Annotated in this window: 20 protein-coding genes; 14 read left to right on the forward strand and 6 right to left on the reverse strand. The window is 35.4% G+C overall.

The window, feature by feature from the left end; all coding sequences use genetic code 11:
• Nucleotides 1-316 precede the first annotated feature (316 nt).
• The 3 genes from BM211_RS17405 (at nucleotide 317) to BM211_RS17415 (ending at nucleotide 4088) form a co-directional block, all read left to right on the forward strand.
• Nucleotides 317-1552 (forward strand): ATP-binding protein, encoded by a 1236-nt coding sequence (locus BM211_RS17405; protein WP_035437694.1) that lies wholly within the window; start codon nucleotides 317-319, stop codon nucleotides 1550-1552.
• Between the two features lie 325 nt (nucleotides 1553-1877).
• Nucleotides 1878-2990: a PRK06851 family protein gene (locus BM211_RS17410; RefSeq protein ID WP_090998730.1), complete on the forward strand. Its 1113-nt coding sequence runs from the start codon at nucleotides 1878-1880 to the stop codon at nucleotides 2988-2990.
• A gap of 321 nt (nucleotides 2991-3311) precedes the next feature.
• Complete coding sequence (locus BM211_RS17415; protein WP_035437692.1) at nucleotides 3312-4088, forward strand: nucleotidyltransferase domain-containing protein; 777 nt, start codon at nucleotides 3312-3314, stop codon at nucleotides 4086-4088.
• 212 nt (nucleotides 4089-4300) lie between these two features.
• On the opposite strand, the gene BM211_RS17420 is transcribed toward BM211_RS17415, so the two are convergent.
• Complete coding sequence (locus BM211_RS17420; RefSeq protein ID WP_090998732.1) at nucleotides 4301-5827, reverse strand: FAD-dependent oxidoreductase; 1527 nt, start codon at nucleotides 5825-5827, stop codon at nucleotides 4301-4303.
• 532 nt (nucleotides 5828-6359) lie between these two features.
• On the opposite strand from BM211_RS17420, the gene BM211_RS17425 reads away from it, so the two are divergent.
• Nucleotides 6360-7439, forward strand: coding sequence for a Delta(10) desaturase DesB (locus tag BM211_RS17425; RefSeq protein WP_035437690.1), 1080 nt, complete (start codon nucleotides 6360-6362; stop codon nucleotides 7437-7439).
• A 171-nt stretch (nucleotides 7440-7610) separates the two neighbouring features.
• On the opposite strand, the gene BM211_RS17430 is transcribed toward BM211_RS17425, so the two are convergent.
• The 5 genes from BM211_RS17430 to BM211_RS17450 all read right to left on the reverse strand — a co-directional run bounded on the left by BM211_RS17430 (nucleotide 7611) and on the right by BM211_RS17450 (nucleotide 12674).
• On the reverse strand, nucleotides 7611-8297 hold the full coding sequence (locus BM211_RS17430) for an amino acid ABC transporter permease (RefSeq protein ID WP_035437689.1): 687 nt from the start codon (nucleotides 8295-8297) through the stop codon (nucleotides 7611-7613).
• Between the two features lie 339 nt (nucleotides 8298-8636).
• Nucleotides 8637-9422, reverse strand: coding sequence for an ABC transporter substrate-binding protein (locus BM211_RS17435; RefSeq protein ID WP_035437688.1), 786 nt, complete (start codon nucleotides 9420-9422; stop codon nucleotides 8637-8639).
• 17 nt (nucleotides 9423-9439) lie between these two features.
• Nucleotides 9440-10162 carry an amino acid ABC transporter ATP-binding protein gene (locus tag BM211_RS17440; protein ID WP_090998734.1) on the reverse strand — a complete coding sequence of 241 codons (723 nt, stop codon included), beginning with the start codon at nucleotides 10160-10162 and terminating at the stop codon, nucleotides 9440-9442.
• Nucleotides 10163-10818: 656 nt separating this feature from the next.
• On the reverse strand, nucleotides 10819-11199 hold the full coding sequence (locus BM211_RS17445; protein WP_035437686.1) for a VOC family protein: 381 nt from the start codon (nucleotides 11197-11199) through the stop codon (nucleotides 10819-10821).
• A gap of 305 nt (nucleotides 11200-11504) precedes the next feature.
• The gene (locus BM211_RS17450) at nucleotides 11505-12674 is read right to left on the reverse strand and encodes an MFS transporter (RefSeq protein ID WP_081904987.1); all 1170 of its coding nucleotides are present in this window, start codon (nucleotides 12672-12674) and stop codon (nucleotides 11505-11507) included.
• Between the two features lie 373 nt (nucleotides 12675-13047).
• Between BM211_RS17450 and BM211_RS17455 the strand changes: the two genes are divergently transcribed.
• From BM211_RS17455 to BM211_RS17500, 10 genes are all read left to right on the forward strand, one after another.
• Nucleotides 13048-14322: an aspartate aminotransferase family protein gene (locus BM211_RS17455; RefSeq protein WP_090998736.1), complete on the forward strand. Its 1275-nt coding sequence runs from the start codon at nucleotides 13048-13050 to the stop codon at nucleotides 14320-14322.
• Entirely contained in the window at nucleotides 14319-15266 is a 948-nt protein-coding gene (locus BM211_RS17460) for an inositol monophosphatase family protein (protein WP_035437681.1), read from the forward strand. The genes BM211_RS17455 and BM211_RS17460 overlap by 4 nt, the downstream gene beginning before the upstream one ends.
• Entirely contained in the window at nucleotides 15244-16290 is a 1047-nt protein-coding gene (locus BM211_RS17465) for a zinc-dependent alcohol dehydrogenase (RefSeq protein WP_035437679.1), read from the forward strand. Before BM211_RS17460 ends, BM211_RS17465 begins: the two co-directional genes overlap by 23 nt.
• A gap of 536 nt (nucleotides 16291-16826) precedes the next feature.
• Nucleotides 16827-17276, forward strand: a complete 450-nt coding sequence (gene argR, locus BM211_RS17470; RefSeq protein ID WP_090998737.1) for an arginine repressor — start codon at nucleotides 16827-16829, stop codon at nucleotides 17274-17276.
• 675 nt (nucleotides 17277-17951) lie between these two features.
• Nucleotides 17952-19184, forward strand: a complete 1233-nt coding sequence (arcA, locus tag BM211_RS17475; RefSeq protein ID WP_035437675.1) for an arginine deiminase — start codon at nucleotides 17952-17954, stop codon at nucleotides 19182-19184.
• A 30-nt stretch (nucleotides 19185-19214) separates the two neighbouring features.
• Nucleotides 19215-20213 carry an ornithine carbamoyltransferase gene (gene argF / locus BM211_RS17480; protein ID WP_035437673.1) on the forward strand — a complete coding sequence of 333 codons (999 nt, stop codon included), beginning with the start codon at nucleotides 19215-19217 and terminating at the stop codon, nucleotides 20211-20213.
• 84 nt (nucleotides 20214-20297) lie between these two features.
• Nucleotides 20298-21713, forward strand: coding sequence for an arginine-ornithine antiporter (gene arcD / locus BM211_RS17485; protein WP_035437671.1), 1416 nt, complete (start codon nucleotides 20298-20300; stop codon nucleotides 21711-21713).
• 36 nt (nucleotides 21714-21749) lie between these two features.
• Complete coding sequence (arcC, locus tag BM211_RS17490; RefSeq protein ID WP_035437669.1) at nucleotides 21750-22691, forward strand: carbamate kinase; 942 nt, start codon at nucleotides 21750-21752, stop codon at nucleotides 22689-22691.
• Nucleotides 22692-22956: 265 nt separating this feature from the next.
• Nucleotides 22957-23646, forward strand: a complete 690-nt coding sequence (locus tag BM211_RS17495; protein ID WP_035437667.1) for a Crp/Fnr family transcriptional regulator — start codon at nucleotides 22957-22959, stop codon at nucleotides 23644-23646.
• A 305-nt stretch (nucleotides 23647-23951) separates the two neighbouring features.
• The gene (locus BM211_RS17500) at nucleotides 23952-25616 is read left to right on the forward strand and encodes a glycoside hydrolase family 13 protein (protein ID WP_035437666.1); all 1665 of its coding nucleotides are present in this window, start codon (nucleotides 23952-23954) and stop codon (nucleotides 25614-25616) included.
• The last annotated feature ends 7 nt before the right edge of the window (nucleotides 25617-25623 follow it).

Raw genomic sequence — 25623 nt, forward strand, 5'->3', positions numbered from 1 at the left:
TAAAACTGCCATTGCGATTGCCATGTGATTTCCTCCTCTTTTTGTTGTTAAGATGTGTTTCATCTTTATACCCTTATTATAGTAAGCGCTTACATTATTATCAATACATTTTGGTATGTAATATTGCATATTGAAATGTGTTTTAAATTCTCTTCTATTTTTATGAGGTCATAGATTAAGTGATGCAGGGGGAAATTGGTTGTTATTTTTTAAAGATAGGATTGTAGGTTATATGTATATCGCTATAATAAAAATGGTGGGGTATAGTTTTAATAGCTATTTATAAAATTGTTGTTGTCGATAAAGGGGGTTTAACATGGACAAAGCTCATATACTTATACAAGAGGAAGTTAAAGCATTAAAGCTTTATTTAAGTTTATTTTATGCAATCTTCTTCTTGAGTGATATCATATATTATTATGTTTATCCTAAGGTGCATACGAGAAGTAGCGATATAGGTTTTCCAGAAGGTAGTTTAGGAGTCTGGATGTATGCTTTTATGTTTTTATTGTTGTTAATCGCTATCTATTTTATAAAAAAGAAAAATATATATATTGTAAAATATATTATCTTTATAGGATTTATTTTTATTGATTTGATTAATAATGTAATGATTTATTATGGTACTACAGAACCATTTGATAATGGTAATGCAGTAGAACTGTTTTTAATGTTATTTTCCCCTATTTTTGTGAATAAACGTTATTTTTGGATCGTGTCATTTGGGGTAGTTGGAAAGTATGCTTTGTTAGGAATCGTGTTACATACACCGATTGTAATTGTACCTATTGTGCTATGTGTAAGTTTTGCGATGATTGCGTTTATTCTGTTAACACGTTTTCAATCGTACGTACGTACAATTAAAAACATGTTTGAAGAAGCGCAACAAGTTGAAAAATTAGCAGTCATCGGAAAAATGTCAGCTACGATTGCACATGAAATACGCAATCCGTTAACATCATTAAAAGGCTTTACGCAGTTGCAGAGAGAAAAACACCCTGAAGATGCAAAGTGCTATAACATCATGGTGCAGGAGATCGAACGTATAAATGCGATTGTTAGTGAATTAATGGTTCTTGGAAAACCGAAACAAAGACACTACGCATTACATAATATAAAAGATATTTTATATTATGTGATTTCGATTGTAGAACAATCAGCTTCTCAACATGGGATTACCATATTGGCATTTTTTGCTAAAGAATTACCTTCTATACAGTGTGATGAGAAACAGATGAAACAAGTATTTCTTAACATTATTAAAAATGCGATCGAGGCTATGCCTAGCGGCGGTAATATTAGTGTGGAAGCGAATGTAGTTCATAGTGATCAAATTGTAGTGAGTGTGATTGATGAAGGGTGCGGGATGGACCAAGAGAAAGTAGATAAAATAGGTGAAGCTTTTTATACGACAAAGGAAAATGGAACGGGTTTAGGTTTAATGGTTACACAAAAAATTCTTGAAGAACATCAAGGTGAAATGGAATTTGAAAGCAAACTTGGTATCGGGACAAAGATCAATATTAAGCTGCCGATAGGAGAAGTGAATTAAATATACGTGGAAAAACTCTATTTTGGAAAAGATTAATCAAAATAGAGTTTTTTTGTTGTTTTATAATTGATATTCACATAAATATATCCGTTTTACTCTTTCAACATCTAGGGCTCTGCTATGCAGAATAAAACATGATTCTCGTTTGCTTTGTCTTTATGTTTTAACGTTGCCCGTGGCAGAAACAGGCCCTAACCGCATCTATGCATGGCTAGGTGCTCTCGCCCATCTAAAAAGAAAGAGGTTTTGTGGGTATTCACCTATTGCTTCTTACTTGCATATCGTAACTTATGTAGTGAAACTGCTTACAAGGGAGTGAAAGGCAGTGACAGGAAACATAAAAAACTATTATGCCGGCGGTAATACAGCAAGGGGATTTTACAGTTTGTATGAAGAGAATGTAACGGGATTAGACCGATTGTTTATTCTAAAAGGTGGGCCTGGAACGGGAAAATCTTCACTGATGAAGGTGATTGGCCGTGAGTGGGTACAGAAAGGGTACGATATTGAGTTTTTACATTGTTCATCTGACAATCATTCAATTGATGGTGTAATTATTCCGTCGTTAAAAGTAGGGATTGTTGATGGAACAGCACCACATGTGATTGAACCGACAATGCCAGGTGTTGTTGAAGAGTATGTAAACTTAGGTAGTGCTTGGGACTCTGCTGAGCTTAGGAAACATAAAGGTGAGATTGTAAACTATACATCAGAAGCGACTAAGGCGTTTCAGTCAGCTTATGCGTGTTTTAAGACGGCGCTAGAGGTTCATGACGAATGGGAGAAGTTTTATATCGATCACATTGATTTTGAAAAAGCAAATGAATTAACAAAACAACTTGTGCAGCAACTTTTCACTGATAAAACGTGTACGAAAAAAGCGAATGTGAAGCATCGTTTTTTAGGAGCAGCAACGCCGAAAGGAGCAGTTGATTTTGTTCCGAATTTAACAGAGGATGTACCGAAGCGTTATTTTATAAAAGGAAGACCTGGTTCTGGGAAATCGACAATGTTAAAGAAATTAGCGGCGGCAGCTGAAGAGAAAGGTTTTGATGTTGAGATTTATCATTGCGGCTTTGATCCAAATAGTCTTGATATGGTTATTGTTAGAGAACTTGGGTTTGCCATTTTTGATAGTACAGCACCGCATGAATATTTTCCAACTCGTGAAAGTGATGAAATCATTGATATGTATGAGCTTATTATTGAGCCGGGAACAGATGAGAAATATGCAGTAGAAATTCAAGATGTATCGAGACGCTACAGAGAGAAAATGAATGAAGCGATGTCCTATTTAGCAAAGGCAAAATCTGTGCGTGATAAGCTAGAGAAAATTTATATTGCGGCGATGGATTTTGAAAAAGTGGATGCATGCAAAGAGGAGATTCAAGCTGAGTTTGAGCGGATTGCAGAACTTGTTGCTGAGCAGCAAAGTTAATCCAAAAGGCACATAAGTGCCTTTTGGATTAGTGCTTTTTTCCGTTATCGACCGTTCTTTGGAATATATCGGCGCTTTTCACAATATATCGGCGATTCGACACAATATAAAGACACCTCGATGATATTCGACATACAGGTGGTCGATTTGCTGAGTTGAATCATACCGAAAAGTGGACTTTTTAGTTAGCCTCTTTTTAAAATCGTACTTTCTTCTAAAGTTGTCGATAATGGAGTTGTATACGTTTTTAAATAAGACGAAGGAATCTTATTATATTTGTCGAATTTCCAGGGAAATGATCAGAAAATGAGAGTGATACATATGAGAGAAACAATCCAGTTAGAATTAAAAAGAATTGAGAAAGAGAATGATGTAAAAATCTTGTTTGCAGTTGAATCAGGGAGCCGTGCGTGGGGATTTCCATCAAAAGATAGCGATTATGATGTGCGCTTTGTGTACGTACATCGATTGGAATGGTATTTATCAATTGAGCAGAGGCGGGACGTTATTGAGTATCCAATTAACGACGCCCTTGATATAAGCGGTTGGGAACTCCGCAAAGCACTGCAGCTATTTTCTAAATCGAATCCGGCTTTGTTAGAGTGGATCAATTCACCAATTGTATACATGAAGGCATCAGATCTTTCGGAGCATTTGCAGGAAATGAGTAGTCAGTTTGATCCAAAAGCAACGGTATATCATTATTTACATATGGCATCTAAAAACTATCGCGCATTTTTGCAAGGTGAAGAAGTAAAGTTGAAGAAATATTTTTATGTATTACGTCCGATACTGGCGTGCAAATGGTTAGAAAAGAAAGGGATACTGCCACCTGTTGAATTTGAAAGATTGGTGAATGAATTAACATTAGATGCCGCACTGTTACAAGAAATCGAGGAACTGCTTAAGAAGAAAAAAGCGGGTATCGAGCTGGATGTAGGCCCGAGAATTACGTTACTAAATGAATTTTTAGAAGAACAGATTACCTATTATGAAGAGTATGTAAAAAGTCTAGAAAAGAAATCAGTTATAGATATTGAAAAGTTAAATGTACTGTTTCAAGATATGTTACATGAAAGTTGGAAAGAGCACGGATAATTCGTGCTCTTTTTTATAAGAGAAATGTTCTTTAGTTCATTCTTAGATTTTCGACATACAAATTGCTGTTAAGAAGAAAAACCGTGCCGCCACTTGCTTGTTCCTTTTGTTTAAAACCTCGCATGTGGCAGAAAGAGGACCTGACCGCTTCTATGCACGGCTAGATGCTCTTGTCCTCCTCAAAAAGGAAGGGGGTTTTTATGCCTTTTATATTATATATCCTCAATTCTTTTTAATGCTTCATCTGCTGGCCCTTCAATTACCTCTCCTTCAATTGAAAAACGTGAACCGTGACAAGGACAATCCCATGTGCAGTCACCGCTATTCCACTCCACTTCGCAACCTAAGTGTGTACAAGTTGTATCGACAATGTGAAGTTTGCCGTCGTCATCTTTATATGCGCCGGCACGTTTTCCGTTTACATTTACAACAGAACCTTCTCCGTTTACGAGATCTTCTGGTTTGCGAAGAGCAAATTCCAGTTTTCCTTCAATTAAATGTTTTGCTACGTCGAGGTTTTGTGTAACAAACGTTTTTAAATCTGGATTCGTATGGAATCGTGATGGTGCGTAAAGTTCTTTATAGGGACTATCGATTTTCATAATGGATGCTTTTAGCAATAAAGCTGCTGCGACTCCATTTGTCATACCCCATTTGCGGTAGCCGGTTGCTACAAAAATATTAGGGTTACTTTCATTAATGTGCCCGACATAAGGAACTTTATCGAGTGTAATTAAGTCTTGTGTTGCCCATCTGTATGGAATTGCCTCTATACCAAAGGTTTCTTCGCCGAATGTTTGCAGCGCTTCGTAATGGTTCATCATGTTAATGCCTTGTCCCGTTTTATGACTTTCACCACCAATTAACACGAGTTTTTCGCCATTCATTGTGGTGTAGCGGAGGGATCGTTTTGGGTTATCGACGCTTATATACATTCCTCCTGGATACTCTTGCTTTGTTTTTACGCCAAGGACATACGAGCGTTCTGCGTACATTCTAGCGAAGAAGAAGCTGTTTGCATCATAAAAAGGAAAGTGAGAGCAAGAAATAATGTAACTACAAGTGATTCGATGTCCAGCTTTTGTAATCACTTGCTGATAAGATCCTTTTTCTACATCAATTGCAGTTGTATTTTCATATATAACGCCGCCATGTTCAATGAACTGTTCGACAAGCGCTGCTAAGTAGCGAAGCGGGTGGAACTGAGCTTGATTCTTTATAACAAGTGCCGCCTTTATAGGAATGGGAAGTGGGATACTTTCTACGTATTCGCCAGGAATATCAAGCTTTTTGTATGCCTCTAATTCTGTTGTTAATTTGTGTAGATTATCGGTTTCGTTTGTATATAGATAAGCATCTTCTTCCGTGAAATCACATTGGATATTGTGCTGCTGAATGGTATCTTTTATAAATTGCAGTGCTTCATTGTTTGCCTCGTAATACAATTTTGCTTTTTCTTCTCCAAAGTGATCAATGAGTTCATTGTAAATAAGATCATGCTGCGTTGTAATCTTTGCGGTTGTATGTCCGGTAGTTCCGTTTAAAATGTTGCCTGCATCAATTAAAGCAACTTTGATTCCTTCTTTTGCGAGCAGGTAGGCTGTTGTGATGCCGGTGATGCCTGCTCCGACAATGGCAACTTCAGTTTTTATGCTCTCTGTTAGTTTTGGGAAGGTAGGCAAGTGAATAGAATCACGCCAATATGGTTCTGGAAATTTTGGGAGTTGGTTATATTCCAAGAAAATGCACCTCGTATTCTAATAAGTTTATATTACTTAATTTTTCCAATAACGAGAATTTCATGTGCTAAAAATAAATTATTTTAAAATAGTTTATTAATGGGGTTTTTAGATAGGGATTTCATTTGGGTTTGGCTGACATCATGGCAGATAAATAAGATAGAGTATAGTATTTTTCACAGAATGGAATAGTAAGCGAAGTGAAGATGCTGGAATGATGGGAAGTATAAAAGGTGATAAATAAGCGTTTTTTCTTTAGTAGCATAGGAAGTAATTATGAAAGTATAACCAACTTTTATGACCTAGTAATAAAATCTATTGACAATATAGAAAGCGTACTGATATGATTCAACTTGTGGAAAGGTTGATAAAGGGTAAAAAGAGAAATGTTTTTCAATGAATAATAATTGTAAGAGTGAGTGAGCATAATTTTCTGTGAGAGAGAAAATTTATAATAATAGTATTATCAATCTGGAAACACCAATCGTTATATGCAAAGTGCGTAAGCGCGGCAAGAGAAGGGGGCAAAAGAATGAAGGATCTTCATACGTTTGGCTGGTATGCAGCACGTGTATCACCGCATTTGCCAAAAAAGGCATTTAAACCAGTTCCGGCTCGTTTGTTTGGCGGACTAGCCTACTTATTGATTACGGTAGCAGGTTTTTTGGCAATTGGCTTATTTAATTTGAATGCGTGGGCTAATCTTGGAATTGCAATCGTTTTAGGGTTGTGTTTTGCTTCTATGGGATTTCTTGGACATGAAATTTTGCACGGTACAGTAGTAAGAAAAGCTTGGTTACGAGATTTTCTTGGGGCAATCGCGTTTATGCCATTATCAACTGGACCGAAATTGTGGAGAAAGTGGCATAATTTGACTCACCATGTACATACACAACATGAAGAGCATGATCCAGATGCGTGGCCAACGATGGATAAGTTTAAGAAAAGCAAATTTTTACGATGGGTATATCGCCTTCCGTTACATGTTCGTTCCTTCTTTAGCTTTTTGTCGTTAACACTTCAATTTACAGTGCATTCGTCTCGTATGTTTTTCCTTTTTATCAAGGAATTTAAGCCATCAACTCAAAAATCTGTATGGCTTCAGCTTCTTTTACCATGGACAGTGTGGATTAGTTTATTGTTTATTATGGGTCCTGCAAAATGGTTTTTTGCTTATGTTATTCCATTATTAATTGCAAACGCTATTGTAATGGGATATATCGCAACAAATCACCGTTTGAATCCAATTGTTCCTGTAAACGATCCGCTTGCAAACTGTTTATCGGTAACAGTGCCGCGCTGGGTAGACGTATTACATTTTAACTTTTCATATCATACAGAACATCACTTGTTCCCAGGTATGAGCTCGAAATACTATCCATTAGTAAAAGAGAAAATTAAAGAAATGTGGCCGGAGCGCTATCATGAAATGCCGATGGGGAAAGCATTAGCTGCGCTTTGGAATACACCGCGTGTGTATTATCAAGGTAGTGAGTTAGTTGACCCGCATAAGGCGCATGTATATGGCTCTTTAGGGAATGGGTTAGATCCTGCGAATATTGAATATCGCCAGGAAAAGATAGAAGATTCAAAAGTTGTGAAGAACGGCTAAAATATAAGTTTTAAGTATGATATAAAAGCCCCCTTTTTTAGGAGGACGAGAGCACCTGGCCGTGTTTAGAAGCGGTCAGGTTTTGCTTTGTATTGCAACGATATATAATATAGAACCTTCATGTTTTTTATAGAATGATAAAAGCACGAGCTCGTAGAGAGTTCGTGCTTTTTACATAGGAATCTCTTTTTGTTTCCCGGCTTGTGTGTAATTCGTATTTTTTCGTGCTAATTTTTTTTCAAGAAGATGTACAAAGTACGTGAAGAGAAGGACAAGCGAAAGGTAATAGACGCTGACAATCATATATGTGTCGAGCTGCTGAAAGTTTGCGGCAGCTTCAGAAAGCCCAGTGCCCCATAGTTCTGACATTCCTACATAAGCAACGAGAGAGGAGTCTTTTAAACCAATAATAAACTGATTGCCAAGCGGCGGAAGCGATAAACGGAACGCTTGTGGCAAAATAATTCGCCGCATTGCTAATGGATATGCCATTCCTAAAGAGCGGGCTGCTTCAAGTTGACCGCGGTCCACGGATTGAATAGAGCCTCTAAAAATTTCTGTAATATAAGCACCGTTATGGACAGCAAGAGCAATTGCCCCTGCCCAAAAAGGCGATAATACAATAATAGATGTAATTCCAAAATAGAGGATCATAATTTGTACAACTAGCGGTATCCCGCGAATAATTGCAATGTATACATGGGCGATTCCATTTAAGACTTTACTATTGGAAATACGAAAAAAGGCAAATAATAATCCAATTAAGCATCCAAGTAATAAGGACGTTATGGTTAGTTGCAGTGTAATGACAACTGCTTTTAGGAACGTTGGATATGTAGATATGAAAATATCAATCATCGTTATCACCTCTATATCGTTTTTTTTACTATGGTAACCATGCCCCACTGAAAGATGTGGGGCACTATTTGTAAAAAATCTAGTAACTACTCAGCCATACATTTCATTTAGAAGTTTGGTAAGGGATATGATTCCAGCGAAAATACGTCCTTTATTACTTATAATTGCTGCCATGAAGATAAAAATGGACCTACACCTCGCTGTCTTTCTTTGTTTTAAAGCTTTGCGCGTGGCAGGAAAAGGCACTGACCGCTCCTATACATAGCCAGGCCCTCCTAGACCATTTAAAAAAATGCTTTTCTGCCTTTTTTTCATAGAGTGACTGAGTAGTTATAAGATCTATTTCTCTTTCTCACCTAAAATGTTACGGCCAAACCACTTTTTACTGATTTTTTCATAGGTGCCGTCTTGAATGATTTCATCCAGTGCTTTATTTAATTTCTGTAGTAATTCTTTGTCGTCTTTCCGAACAGCAATGGCCATTTCATCAAGGGATAATGGTTTTCCAGCGTCTTTTATATTTGCTTTTCCTTCTTTCATCATGCGAAGACCTACCATTTGATCTGTTACAACAGCATCAATTCGTCCTGGTTCTAAGTCCATAAGAGCGGTAATATCACTATCGTATTCGGTAATTTGGTCTGTTTGTTTGGCAATAAGTGTTTTGAATGTACTTGCTTTCACAACACCTACTTTTTTTCCTTTTAAATCTTCAGCGGAGGAGATGGATTTGTTCGTTTTTGTAACGAAAATTTGGGCGCCGGAACGATAATACGGATTTGTAAAGTTAACTGCTTTTAGACGATCTTCTGTGATGGCCATACTTCCTAAAATCACGTCATATTTTTTTGCTTGCAATCCTTGGATTAATGTTTCCCAAGGATTTGTGACAGGAACAGCCTTCATGTTCATTTTCTTAGCAAGAGCTTCACCGATTTCGACGTCAAAACCGACAAGCTTACTATTTTCTTTATAGTTAAATGGTTTATACAAGCCGCTCATTGCGTAGCGAAATTCTTTCTTTCCATCAGTTGATGAAGTACTACTTTCTTTACTACAGGCTCCTAATAATAAAGAAGCGCATAATGTAATCGCCGCGATCATTTTAAACATATTTCGCTTCATAAAAGCACCTCCATTTTTTATAAAATGTTTCGTAAAAATTGCTTCGCACGCGGATTTGACGGAGCGGTGAAAAATTGTTCTGGGGCTGCATCCTCTACGATTTGTCCGTCATCCATAAAAATAATGCGGTCAGCTACTTCACGGGCAAATCCCATTTCATGCGTGACGATAATCATCGTCATACCTTCTTTGGCGAGGTCTTTCATAACTTGTAGTACTTCTCCGACGAGTTCAGGATCGAGGGCTGAGGTAGGTTCATCGAATAACATAATTTTTGGATTCATTGCGAGTGCTCTTGCAATAGCAATTCGCTGTTTTTGACCACCAGATAAAAGATCGGGTGTTACATTCGCTTTATCTTTCAATCCAACCTTTTCTAGTAATTCGTAGGCAATGTTTGTTGCTTTTATTTTATCTAACTTTTTGACGTGAATAGGAGCTTCAATGATGTTTTCTAATGAGGTCATATGAGGAAATAAGTTGAAATGTTGAAAAACCATACCGACATTTTCACGGACTTTGTTTAAGTTTGTATGTTTCAGATGAATTTGTTCTCCCTGTATCGAAACTTCTCCATTATCATACACTTCCAGGAAGTTTAAACAGCGGAGTAATGTACTTTTCCCTGAACCACTCGCACCGATTAAGACAACAACTTCCTTTTCTTCTACGTGTAAATTGACGTTTTTTAATACGTGTAAAGACCCAAAGGATTTTGTAAGATTTTGAACTTGTATCATGCATCCCCCTCCAACGAAATATAGATGTATAAAAATAACTTATTTCTGTTAATTAGTCATAAATTGTCAAATTCCTTTATTTTTGTAAAAAAATCAAAAGGCTATCGGTTGTCGCATATAAATAGAAAACAGGAAAATTTGTTATTTTTGAAAGTAGAAGTGAAGAATAACTCGACTAATAGTATTTATATAGAAAGTTTAGATGTGATGAGGATGAAAAGAAAAATGAGGAATTAAAACGAAGAAGAAAAAGCGATTAAATTGTCAAATTTAGAGAGCATATGTGAAGCCCTAGAATGTTAACCAGGTGACATTCTAGATTATAAGAACTTAAATCGAGGGGAATATATCACGATGCCCTCTCAAGCTAAGAACGTAATAAAACAGCCTTTTCAAAAAGGGTGATGACATAAGCCTCAAAAGCACAAGTCAACATAAAGTAATGAATTAAAGTTTATATACGTAAAAGGCTTTCGGTTATTAAAAAACAATTTCATTAATTATCGTAATGCCTCTTATCAGCAGCCAAGGTGTGCAACAACTAAAAAAGGTCCCTTAGACGCGTTATAAAGGGACCTTTTTTAGTTTTCATAGTTGTTTATAAAAATTCATCTCATGTTTTGTGAAATTCTAAGTTGATGAGCATGATGCGAACCTTAGATTGTTATTTCAATTTGATTTCCTTCTGGATCACTTACTACACTTTCATAGTATCCATCGCCAGTAAAACGAGGTTCACTTAATATAGGATAGCCAGCTTCTCTTAATGTTCCCGTTAATTGATTTACGTTATTCTTGTTTCCGGCAGAAAAAGCTAAATGAGCATATCCAGTAACTTCATTTTTCGGTTTATTCTTTACTCCTTTCTTTCGCATAATTTCTATACGTGCCCCCGTTTCAAATGTAATAAAATAAGATTCAAATTGTTTTGTTTCATTACGATATAAATTATTAGCTTTACCTTTAAAATATTTAGTATAAAATGAGCGCATTAATTCTAAATCATTTACCCAAATAGCTATATGTTCAATCTTCATTATCTTCACCTTTCAATTCAAAGTCTTATTTTGATTTTCTTATAAAAGAAGGAAATCAAAAAATGCCATAAGTGGAAAATTAAATTTTTAATCCAAAAAAATTGTTCGTTTTTTTACACTTGGGGGCAAGGGATTTTCTCAAGTTGATGGGCATGATAATTAAGGGAGTAATTCTTTTATTTCGATACTAATCACGTATATCTCTTAAGAATTTACTCGCAGGGACTTTTATTTTCTTTTTATTTATTAAAGCCATATTTAAGATTATAAAACTTAATTAAGACTAATAAACAAATTTTATATGTTTAACCTTTATGGTTTTGGTCTAATTCTTTAATAAAGGATAATTGCTTAGTTCCTAATAATTGTATACCAATTATTAGCATTAGCATTATGAACATGATGCTGGCAAAAAACCAAAAAGAAATATGGACAGGATAAGTATCCATGCTGTGTCCAATCATAACAGGGATTACGGATCCGCCAAATCCGTTCATAGCTAATAATATACTAGTTGTTTTTTCTGTCTGACCTGGAAAATATTTATTGGTAATAATTAAAGCAATAGCAAACATTGCTGCCATACATAAACCTAGTAAGAAGCAAAGAAAGAAGCCAATCCAAATATTGTTATTTAATCCGAAGGCTATAAGAACTAATAAGCCCCCAATATTTATAAATAGTAAGAAAGAATTATAGGTAAATTTTTCTGAAATGCTCCCCGTTAATGCACGTCCTATTACCATTGCTAGCCAATAAATTGTTACAGTCACGGTGGCCAGTGAATTTGAAATACCCCATTCCTCTCTAAATATTGAAGGTAAAAAATGAACAATAGATACCTCACTCCCACCATAACAAAAGAAATAGATGGCTGAAAATATAATAATGGGAACGGTCTTTTTTGTGTAAGAACTGATCTTCTGATTAATGGGGGAGGCATCCTTTTTATTTTTAATAAGATACCCATTAATTGTGCCAAAAGATGCGAGTTTCCAACCAAGCATAACAAGAAAAGAAGAAATACCTAAGAGGAAGAATGCATATTCCCAGATACCGTTACTTATTAGAAAGCTAGAAAAAAGAGGCATGAATAGTGCTCCCAGTCCAAATGCAACTTCTAGTTTTCCCATTGCCATAGCTTGTTTTTCTTGGAATGTTACTAAAATAATAGTACCGATACAAGATTCGGCTAATCCAGCACCATATCCTGCTAATGCAACGAGAGGGAAGAGCAAATGCCAATCTGGTAAAAAAAATATAAATAATTCAAGGCTAATTAGAAATAATCCAATGACTACAACATGCTTCCTCCCTAGTTTCTGAACTAAAAAGGGCATGCTAATTACCCCAAGCAGAAAACCAATGAATTGACTAAAAATAAGTACACCGCCATTACTATAGTTTTGTTTATAGTGAGTTAATATTTCAGGTAGCAGTGCACCAATGACAACTAAAGTAAATGCAATTATCATGTAAGAAAAAAAGCTAATCCATAACAAACGATTTTTCAATTATACCGCCTCCTTAGTAACAAGCATATTTTGATAAGATTGTGAAACTAATACGGTTAATTATTTAACAATTTCTAATTATACTAAAAAATAACAAAATATTTTAATTATTTTATCGATTGTAACTTTCTCAATATGTTTACGTTATTTTAACTTGTGATGGAATAATTTACAGTATATTATAATTTTGTTATTTAATAACATTTTTAAAGTTGTAGCACTTATGAGATGCAATCATACTCAACTATTGGTTCGTTAGGAGGGCCCCCTAACGTAATGAGTGTGCTCATGATTATTATTTTGACATTAATAAAATAATAGGAGTGTTGTAAAGATGAATGGAAAAGTTAAAAATCCAACAAGTCCTGATAGCCTTTACTATAAAGTTGATGATGTTGTTATGGAGAGAGGCGAAGGAATCTATCTTTATGATCAGGATGGGAATAAATATTTTGACTGTGCATCAGCTACATTTAACTTAAATTTGGGCTATAGCAACAAAGAGGTAATTGATGTAGTGAAAAATCAAATGGATAATCTTATACACGTTACTTCTTCGTATCAGACAGATGCTGTAAACACATTAGCACAAAAACTTGTTGAAATCGCTCCTAGTAATCTAACAAGGGTACACCCAAAGGTTAGCAGTGGTTCAGCAGCGAATGAGGGTGCTATTAAAATGGCACAATATAATACTGGTAAACGTGACGTTATATCTTTATTTCGAAGTCATTTGGGACAAACTTACATGATGTCAGCACTTTCAGGTAATGCTTTTCGAAGAGAACCGTTTCCACCTCAATTTTCATTTGGGTTACAAGTTCCAGACCCTTATTGCTTACGTTGTTTTTATAATCAAAAATCAGATTCTTGTGGCATGTTATGTGTTGAAAGAATTAACGATTTTATTGAATATGCCAGCACAGGAAATGTTGCTGCAATTATAGTTGAACCGATATCCGGTAATGGCGGGAATATAGTTCCTCCTAAAGGCTATTTTCAAGCACTGAAAAAGTTATGCGAAGAGCGTGATATTGCATTAATTTTTGATGAGATACAAACTGGATTTGGCAGAACAGGTAAAATGTTTGCTGCTGATTACTTTGATGTCCAGCCAAATATGATGACTGTAGCAAAAGGGTTAGGTGGAACCGGATTCCAAGTAGCGGCAATTCTTACTGAGGAAAAGTATGGAGGTATGCCTGGACATCATCACTCATTTACGTATGGTTCGAATGTAATGGCCTCTGCAGCAGCATGTACTACAATTGAAATTCTACAAAGACCTGGTTTCTTAGAAAATGTAACTGTGGTGGGGAATTATATCATGGGGCGTTTAGAGGGAATGAAAGAGAAATTTAAGTTTATTGGAGATGTAAGAGGAGTCGGGTTAATGATTGGGGTTGAAATTGTGAAAGATAACAATGAACCTGATGTTGAGCTGACTAATCATATTGCCAAACGTGCTATGGATCACGGCATAATTATTAGAACATCAAGATATGGCTATGGAAATGTATTTAAAGTTCGTCCACCTCTTACTATTACTTTGAGTGAAGCAGAAGAACTATGCTATAGATTAGATAGACTACTGGAGGAAATAAAATGAAAAACTACATTATTGAGTTGGGGAAATACGTATACAATCAAATAAAAAATCAAAAGGGAACTTTAAAGAACCGCATAGTAAATGGGTACTCACCGGGTGGAGATGCCCAATTTAATATTGACGAAGCAGCAGAAAAAGCAGTTCTTGATTATATATTAGAAAAAAAAGAGCCTGTTGTATTTTATACCGAGGATGGTGGATTGAAAACTTTTGGGGAGAATCCAGAATACATCCTAATTATAGATCCAATTGATGGTACTCGTCCTGCAGCAGCAGGTTTGGAAATGTCATGTATATCAATTGCATTAGCGAAGTACAAAGATAATGCGAAAATTAAAGATATTGAATATGCTTTTTTAATGGAACTTAAAACAGGAAATTATATGTACGGTGATATTTTTTCGAATTCGATAGAATTTGAAGGATATAATAGCCAATTACCAAATTTAAGCCAAGACAAAGAAATTAAAAATATGTTTTGGAGTTTTGAGTTTAACGGTCATCCTACTAAATTAATGATAGAATCCTATGGTCATTTAATTGATGAATCTGCAAACAATGGCGGAGTATTTATATTTAATAGCGCGTCATATTCTATTTCAAGGATTATTACAGGACAGATGGATGCATATGTTGATATTGGAAACAGACTGCTTAAAGATTCCCCAGAATTATTAGATGATTTCCAAAGAGTAGGAAATGGTCAGGTATTACATTTATTTCCATATGATATAGCCGCAAGCGTATTTTTAGCAAAAAAGGCAGGAGTAATGATTACTGATGCATATGGGAAATCTTTAGATGAAACATTGTTAACAGACCTTAGTTATAGTAATCAACAGTCATGTATAGCGGCTTCTACCAAAGAATTACACCAAAATCTATTGGAACAAATTAATTGGAAACGGAGCGAAAAAAAATATGAAGGCATTGGTATGGACTGAAAATAAACAATTAGAATATAAGGAAGTAGAAGAGCCAAAAATACAAAAAAATAATGACGTAAAGGTCAAAATATATGGGACTGGAATATGTGGAACTGATCTAAATGTATTAAAGGGAAAAATGTATGCTGCACCAAACATGGTTATGGGGCATGAATCAGTTGGTGTAGTAGTTGAAGTAGGAGAAAACGTAAAAAATGTAAAGGTAGGGGATCGCGTAGTAATTGATCCTACTCAATTTTGCGGAAAATGTTATTTTTGTAGAAAAGGATTAACATGTTATTGCGAAGAATTTGATGATTGGCAATTGGGAATTGGTTCTCATGGAACATTTGGAGAATATTATGTTGGAGAAGATAGATTTATTTATAAATTGCCTGAATCAATGGAATGGGAAAGAGCAACTCTAATTGAACCTCTTGCTTGTGTTCTTAGTGTTATAGAAAAAGCAAACATAAAGCCCCATGAATCAGTTTTAGTCTTAGGATCAGGACCAATAGGGTTGTTAGTTCAATTAATTGTGCGAAAGCTTGCTAGAATTACAGTCGCAACAGAAATTGGTCATTTTAGAGCAGAGGCAGCAAAAAAAATAACTAAATATGTGTATCATCCTCAAGACCTGTCTTTAGAAGAGGTTCTTCGTATTAACCAGGGAAGAAAATTTGATGTAATTTTTGATGCGATAGGCAATCAACTTGAATGGGCATATCCACTGATTGAAAAGGGCGGGAGACTGATACCTATGGGGTTTGATGACACTTATGAGTTTACAGTCAAACCTTTTGAACTCTTATCAAAAGGCATTACAATTATAGGGACAGGGGAAGCTCATCACATGATGGAAAAAGCTTTGTCATGTGCAATAGATTTACCTGAATTATCAAGTTTAATTACAGATAAAGTACTACTTGAAGATTTTAATAGCGCTATTGGAGATCTAATAGGTATTGATCCAATTACTAATGAAAGAAAAGATATTCAGTCTATAAAGACTATCTTAGTCTCCGAACCTGGTGTTATATAACCGGTTAGAATAAAAATAGTAAAAAGAACCTAGCAAAAGGTTCTTTTTTTAGGTTTCTTTCATGGTAGTTGAACTGTATTTTATCTTTGATTGGTATAGCTTTGGAGCAATCCATATAATTAGTTGGTTCTTAATGAACTTTATAATTAACTAACAAAACGAGGGTAAGCAACGGAGCTTACTTTGAAAGAAGCGACAGAAAATATTATGGAAGTAGCAATCTCTGAAGAAATCCCAGCAAGAACACAGGAATTTGTTTGTGTAATGATGAAACAATCTGAAAATATGATATGATCAGCTATCAAGAGATTTAGAGAAACGCGCAGTAGAATTAAAAAAGACAATTGCGCAGTTTATGGTATAGGGAAGAATGAGGATTGTTCTTCCTTTTTATTTTGTTGGAGGTGTATCAAATTTTGATACATTATATAGAAAAGTAAAAATATGAACGTTTCCGTAACATTTACCTCTATCCCTTTTAGATGGAAATTATAGCAAGATATAATAAAGCTATAATATTAGAAGGAGTGTCTTTCATGAAAAAAGAGAAAAGACAACAACTAATTAAACAATTGGTGAGAGAGAATGAAATAGATAGACAAGAAAAATTGGTAGAGTTGTTAGAGGAACGGGGGGTATCTGTTACACAAGCAACGATTTCTCGAGATATTCATGAATTAAATGTAGTAAAGGGATCTTCGGCAAAAGGACAAGTTATATATAAGATTTTTACAGACGAGAAGAGGAGGGCAGATATACAGTTAAAGAAAAAGTTAAAAGAAGTTGTTATACAAATCGATTATATAGAACAGATGACTATTATTAAAACTTTGCCTGGGAATGCTCATGTTATTGGGGCCTTATTAGATGAACTAGATTGGAAAGAAAAAATAGGATGTGTATGTGGGAATGATACATGTCTTGTAATTTCTGGATCAAAAGTAGAAAGGGAGATTTTAAAAGATAGATTGAATTTGATTATGTAGGTACAAATTAAAAAACCAACATAAAACCATTCTTTTTAGGTGGACGAGCGTATCTGGCCGTGCATAGAAGCGATTAAGACCTGTTTCTGCCACATGCGAAGTAAAAACAAAGGAAGAAAGCGAGTATAGGATCATTTTTTTCTACATAGCAGCAATCTATATGTCGAAAAATCAAAATATATTTATACATATAAATGAGAAGGCTGTTTCTAATGAAAATTAGAACAGTCTTTTTTAATTTATATATACAAGTTGAAAAACGATATAAAACCTAGGGGGAGGCGAGAGCATTTGGTTGCGCATCGAAATGACTTATATGTCCAAGAACGAAAATGAATGTATACATAAGGTTTAAGCAACAATCAGAAGGGGTGTTTGTATCTTTACTGACGGAAAGCTCTCATCAATCGGGATGTTTCTAATATATTTCTTATATGAGATAAAAAATTTCAACTTCAAATAGGCGGCCATTATACAGCTAATATGCGTGATATTTCACCTTATTAGTTAATTATGAAGTGAAATATCTTATAAAAATACAATTACATATCGTTTTTAAAAAATAATTTGTGAAATATTCCACTTAGTAATGTTAGCGTTTTCACAAATCTGTATATGCATTCCGTTTATTATGTATTTGTAGACAACAAACAAATTTAAAAGGAGGTACAACAAATGAAACATCCGATCCATGTTACTTCAGAAATTGGAGAATTAGAAACGGTTTTACTAAAGCGTCCTGGTAAAGAAGTGGAGAACTTAACGCCAGATTATTTGCAACAATTATTATTTGACGATATTCCATATTTACCAATTATTCAAAAAGAGCATGATTATTTTGCGCAAACGTTACGCAATCGGGGTGTTGAAGTTCTTTATTTAGAAACACTAGCAGCTGAGGCGTTAGCTGATAAAAAACTTCGTGAAGAATTTGTTGATCGTATTTTAAAAGAAGGACAAGCTGATGTAAACGGTGCGTATCATAATTTAAAAGAATATTTACTTTCCTTTTCAAATGAAGAAATGATTCAGAAGATTATGGGGGGCGTACGGAAAAACGAAATTGAAGCTAGTAAAAAGACCCACCTGTATGAATTTATGGAAGATCATTATCCATTTTATTTAGATCCAATGCCAAATCTATATTTTACTCGTGACCCAGCAGCTAGTATAGGTGGCGGTTTAACAATTAACAAAATGAGAGAACCAGCACGGAGACGTGAATCATTGTTTATGGAATATATCATTAAACATCATCCACGCTTTGCGAGTCACAATGTACCAGTTTGGTTAGATCGCGATTATCAGTTTCCAATTGAAGGCGGCGATGAGCTGATCTTAAATGAAGAAACAATTGCGATTGGCGTATCGGCTAGAACATCGGCTAAAGCGATTGAACGTTTAGCGAAAAATTTATTTAGTCGTCAAAATAAAATTAAGAAAGTACTAGCAATAGAGATTCCAAAATGTCGTGCATTTATGCATTTAGATACAGTATTTACAATGGTTGATTATGATAAATTTACAATTCATCCAGCTATTCAAGGTCCAGAAGGAAATATGAATATTTATATTCTGGAAAAAGGAGAGAGTGAAGAAGTTCTTAAAATTTCACATCGTACTTCTTTAACTGAGGCTTTAAAAGAAGCATTAGGTTTGAGTGAATTGGTACTTATTCCTTGCGGAGGAGGAGATGCGATTGCTTCTGCTCGTGAACAATGGAACGACGGATCTAACACACTAGCAATCGCACCGGGCGTAGTTGTTACATATGATCGTAACTATGTATCCAATGCTTTATTACGAGAGCATGGTATTGAGGTTGTGGAAGTATTAAGCTCAGAATTGTCTCGCGGCCGTGGGGGTCCACGTTGTATGAGTATGCCGATTGTTCGAAAAGATATTTAATTTAAATAGAGAAGAAAGTAGGGATGAGTGATGATGATGACAAAACCAAACTTAAAAGGAAGAAGTTTTCTTGCTGAAAAAGATTTTACAGAGGAAGAATTATTATATCTTATTGATTTAGCGGCAGAATTAAAAGAGAAAAAGAAAAATGGTATCCCGCATCATTATTTAGAAGGTAAAAATGTTGCCCTACTATTTGAAAAAACCTCAACTCGTACCCGTTGTGCATTTACAGTAGCATGTACAGATTTAGGGGCAAGTCCTGAATACTTAGGTAAAAATGATATTCAGCTAGGAAAGAAAGAATCTGTTGAAGATACAGCAAAAGTGTTAGGACGTATGTTTGACGGTATTGAATTCCGTGGATTCTCCCATGCAACAGTAGAATCACTAGCGAACAATTCAGGTGTACCAGTATGGAACGGCTTAACAGACATGTGGCATCCGACACAAACACTTGCTGATTTGTTAACAATAAAAGAGCACCTCGGAGAATTAAAGGATAAGAAGCTCGTCTATGTCGGCGACGGACGTAATAATGTCGCAAATAGCTTGTTAGTTGGCGGCTCAATGGTCGGAATGGAAGTGCACATTTGTACCCCAGAATCATTATTCCCAGCACAGGAAATCGTTGATATCGCGAAACAATATAGTGACCGGGTAATGGTAACGAGCAACGTAGAAGAAGCTGTTGCAGGTGCTGATGTTATTTATACAGATGTATGGGTATCTATGGGCGAAGAAGATAAATTTGCTGAACGTATTGAACTTCTTACTCCATATCAAGTGAACATGGAAATGATTAAAAAGACCGGAAATGAAAATATGATTTTCTTACATTGTTTGCCTGCATTTCATGATGTAGAAACATTGTATGGAGAGGAAATATATGAAAAATATGGCATAAAAGAAATGGAGGTAAGTGACGAAGTATTCCGCAGTAAGCATTCAAAAGTATTTGATCAAGCGGAAAATAGAATGCATACAATTAAAGCGGTTATGGCAGCTACTTTAGGAAATATGGAATAAAGAAGGAGGAGATTCCTCCTTCTTTATCCCTCTATTGGTAAAAGTTTCACTGTATTCCTATCTGATAAAAGAGAGGTGAGTGTAGTGGGGGACGAAAAAAAATTAGGACTGTTTACTTTGACCGCTCTTGTTGTAGGCTCGATGATTGGTGGCGGAGCATTTAACTTAGCGAGTGATATGGCAAAGGGTGCAGGTGCAGGGGCAATTATTATTGGATGGATTATAACAGGTATCGGAATGGTTTCTCTTGGATTATCATTTCAAAATTTAACAGTGAAAAGACCGGATTTAGATGGTGGAATTTTTAGTTATGCAAAAGCTGGGTTTGGTAATTTTATGGGGTTTAATAGTGCCTGGGGATACTGGTTATCCGCTTGGCTCGGAAATGTAGCTTACGGTACGCTGTTATTTTCCTCAATAGGTTATTTCATTCCTGCCTTTGAAGGGGGACAAAATGTAGCATCCATTATTGGAGCAAGTGTATTACTTTGGTGTGTTCATATGATGATTTTACGGGGTGTACACTCAGCAGCACTTGTAAATTTAGTCACAACAATTGCAAAGTTAGTACCTGTCTTTGTATTTATTATTGTCGGGATATTTGCTTTTCATATTGATATTTTCGTAGATGGATTTTGGGGGCAAGGTGCTACTTTCTCTTGGGCGGATGTAGGAAGTCAAGTAAAAAGTACAATGCTTGTCACACTTTGGGTATTTATTGGGGTAGAAGGAGCTGTCGTCTTATCAAGTCGTGCAAAAAGTCGAAGTGATGTTGGGAAAGCAACTGTTATTGGATTAATAGGAACTCTCATTATATACATTCTTCTGACATTATTATCATTAGGAATTATGAAGCAGGCGGACGTTGCGAATTTGAAAAATCCAGCAATGGCCTATTTATTTGAAAGCGTTGTCGGAAAATGGGGGGCTATCTTTATTAACTTAGGTTTAATCATTTCTGTATTAGGTGCTTGGTTAGGCTGGACGTTGCTAGCATCTGAAATTCCTTATTTAGCTGCAAAAGACGGCGTATTTCCAAAATGGTTTGGGAAGGAAAATAAAAATAAGGCTCCTGTCAATGCATTATGGTTAACAAATGGTCTGATTCAAGTTTTCTTATTGACATTTGTTGTTTCAGATCAAGCTTACCATTTTGCATTTTCACTCGCTTCTTCGGCGATTTTAATTCCTTATGCTTTTTCAGCATTCTATCAATTTAAGTATAGTTTGCAGTCCGGGGAGAAAGATCGTACAAGAAATATTGTCATTGGTTTAGTTGCGAGTATGTATGGGATTTGGTTAATTTATGCAGCAGGTTTAAATTATTTATTGCTGACTATGACATTATATGCACCAGGAATTTTTATCTTTTATAAAGTTCAAAAGCAAACAAATCAAAAACAAATCTTTACTCGTGTCGAGCTTATTTCTTCGGTAATTATCGGAATTTTAGCGCTGTTTGCAATTTATCAATTGGCTACAGGCGGTATTACTCTTTAAAAAAACTCTTTTGAAAAGAAATAGGAGGGTTACAAGATGACAAGAAGAAAAATCGTCGTTGCATTGGGCGGAAATGCAATCCAATCTGGAGATGCTACTGCACAGGCACAACAAGAAGCGTTAGAAAGAACGGCAGAACAATTGGTTAAAATCATGGAAAATAATGTAGACGTTGTCATTGCACACGGGAATGGTCCACAAGTAGGTAACATCTTATTGCAGCAAAAAGCAGCGGAAACGGACAAAACACCTGCTATGCCACTAGATACTTGCGGGGCAATGAGCCAAGGAATGATTGGGTATTGGATGGAAAATGCAATTGAAAAGGCTTTGAAAAAACGGGGTATCGAAAAAGATGTAGTAACGGTGATCACGCGGGTTGAGGTGGATAAGGATGATGAGGCATTCGAAAATCCAACAAAACCAATTGGTCCCTTTTATACAGAAGAAGAAGCACGAAAGTTAATGGAGACAACAAAAGCTACGTTTAAAGAAGATGCAGGACGTGGCTGGCGGCGTGTTGTACCATCGCCAAAACCGGTAAGTATTCACGAGCATAAAGTGATTAATGCATTAGTGGAGGACGGTGATATTGTCATTGCTGTTGGAGGCGGAGGCATCCCTGTTATTGACTCGAAAGATGGATTAGTAGGAACGGAGGCTGTTATTGATAAAGATTTTGCTGCTCAAAAATTAGCTGAATTAGTAGATGCTGATATTCTCGTCATTTTAACTGCAGTTGATTATGTGTATGTAAACTTCAATACGCCAACTGAGAAAAAATTAGAGAATGTTACAGTTGCTGAACTAGAGAAATATATACAAGAAAATCAATTTGCACCTGGAAGTATGCTTCCGAAAATTGAAGCAGCTATTAACTTTGTGAATACAGATCCAAAACGAAAAACGATTATTACTTCATTAGAAAAAGTATATGAAGCGTTAGAAGAAAATGCGGGAACCATTATTTCAAAGTAAGAGTTATAAATATTTGAACAGAAAGGGAATGAAGTGACAGGCTTCATTCTTTTTCTGTTCAAGTAAGTTCATAAAGTATTCATGATAAAGGAAAAAAATTAACGCTTTATTATGATAAGATAATTTTGAAAACGCTTTCCTTATACTACATAACAATTACAGACCCTCACCTCAAGATGAAAAGAGAAGCAAAAAAAAATAGGCGGAGGATGAAGAATCCTAAGCTGATGGAAGTTTCACTTTATAGAAAGAGAGAGGACATTTCATGCAAAAACGTAATATAGTTGAAGATTTAAGGAAATTTGAATTATTTGCTGACTTAACAGATACGAAATTAAAAAGTCTAGCACAGTTTGTGTATTGGCGAACCTATAAAAAGGGTCAATATTTATTTTTAGAAGGTGATTCAAGAGAAAGAATTTACTTTATGTTAGATGGATTTGTCAAATTAGAGCGAGTGAATCAAAGCGGAAATTTCTTATATGAAGATTACGTAAAGCGTTTTTCCATTTTTCCTTATTGTGGTATGTTTACAGATGCGTCATATAATTATACGGCTATAGCAATGACGGACGTTGATGTGTACTATATTCCCACTTCTATTTTTGAGGATATGGTGAAATCGAATCGACAGCAGCTCATGCATATTGTTCAGGAACTGTCTTCTATACTGAAAATAAATGAAAAGCGTGTCCAAAATATTACTACTCCAAATGCACAAGACCGCGTTATACAAACATTAGGTTACTTGATGAACGATTTAGGAGAAGAAGCGGGAAAAGAAATTTTAATTTCATGTCCTCTCACAACCATTGAAATTTCTAAAATATCCGGGACATCTCGCGAGACTGTTAGCGGGGTATTAAAGCAACTAAAAAATGATTGTATTGTTACAATTCTAGATAAAAAAATCACAATACATAATCCGGCTTATTTTGAAGAAAGTGCGATGTGAAAAATTAGATAGTAGGGAAATGAGTAATAATATTAATGAAGTTAATTATTAACTATATAGTCTATTGAAGTTCTTTATATGTGTATAAAGAACTTTTTTCACGTTATCCAATATAAGGATTTTAAGTTGGAAGCAGCAAATTATAACCGCTATTTGGATAAAATTTTCACTTTGTTTCAGACTAATCATACACATATATTTAGTACGAATGTAAAAATTTATCGTTGCAAACTCTGTATATTTTGATATGATAGTGTTACGAAAACGTTTGCATAACAAAATTGTGCAAAAGGAGAGATGAGATTATGAACAAAACGTGGTGGAAAGAAGCTGTAGCTTATCAAATTTATCCGCGCAGTTTTATGGATTCAAACGGTGATGGTATCGGTGATTTACAAGGTATGATTTCAAAGTTAGACTATTTGAAAGATCTAGGCATTGATGTAATTTGGATTTGCCCAATGTATAAATCACCAAATGATGATAACGGTTATGATATTAGTGATTATCAAGATATTATGGACGAATTTGGTACGATGGCTGATTTTGATGAACTATTAGCAGAAGTGCATAAACGTGATATGAAGCTAATTATTGATTTAGTTATTAATCATACAAGTGATGAGCATCCGTGGTTTATTGAATCGCGTTCTTCTAAAGATAATCCAAAGCGTGATTGGTATATTTGGCAGGATGGAAAAAATGGGAAAGAACCGAATAACTGGGAAAGTATTTTTAACGGATCTGCTTGGGAGTACGATGAAACAACGGACCAATATTACTTACATCTGTTCTCACGTAAGCAACCAGATTTAAACTGGCAAAATGAAGAAGTGCGCGAGACTTTATATAGTACGGTGAATTGGTGGCTTGATAAAGGAATTGATGGCTTCCGTGTTGATGCGATTAGTCACATTAAGAAGGAAGAAGGATTTAAGGATATGCCGAATCCGAAAGGGTTAAAGTATGTGCCTTCTTTCGATAAACATATGAATGTAAATGGCATTCAGCCACTTTTAGAAGAGTTAAAAACAAACACGTTTGCCAAGTATGATATTATGACTGTCGGCGAAGCAAATGGTGTGAAAATTGAAGATGCTGAGCTTTGGGTTGGAGAAGAGCAAGGGAAGTTTAATATGGTATTTCAATTTGAGCATTTAAGCTTATGGGATGCAGAAAAGAAAAAAGATCTCGATGTTGTAGGGCTTAAAAAAGTGTTAACAAAGTGGCAAAAAGGGTTAGAAAATAAAGGTTGGAATGCGCTATATATTGAAAATCATGATAAACCTCGTATTGTTTCTACTTGGGGTGATGACAAACAATATTGGCACGAAAGTGCAACAGCTTTAGGAGCAATGTATTTCTTTATGCAAGGTACGCCGTTCATTTATCAAGGACAAGAAATCGGGATGACGAATGTTCAGTTCCCGCGTATTGAAGACTATGATGATGTGGCGATTAAGAACTTATATCGTCAAAAGATTGAAGAGGGAGTACCTCATCAAGAAATTATGGAGATTATTTGGGCATCTTGCCGCGATAACTCACGTACACCGATGCAGTGGAGTAACGAAGAAAATGCTGGTTTTACAACAGGTACACCTTGGTTTGGAATGAATCCAAATTATAAAGAAATTAATGTAGACGCGCAGCAAACAGACGCAAATTCTATTTTAAATTTCTATAAAAAGATGATTGTGCTGAAAAAAGAACATGAAGTGTTTACGTATGGCACGTACGATTTACTGTTAGAAGATCATCCGCAAATTTATGCGTATACACGTACGTTACATGATGAAAAAGTTGTTGTAATGAGCAATGTATCAAAGAGTGAAGCTGTATATGATGAGACTGCGTTCGAGCTAAAATGCAATCGTTTGCTTTTAAATAACTATGAAGTAGAAGAGCATGATGCAGTGACAACAATTAATTTAAAACCATATGAAACAAGGATTTATCGTGTTTATTAATAAAAAA

Source organism: Bacillus sp. 491mf (assembly GCF_900112415.1).
GTDB lineage: Bacteria > Bacillota > Bacilli > Bacillales > Bacillaceae_G > Bacillus_A.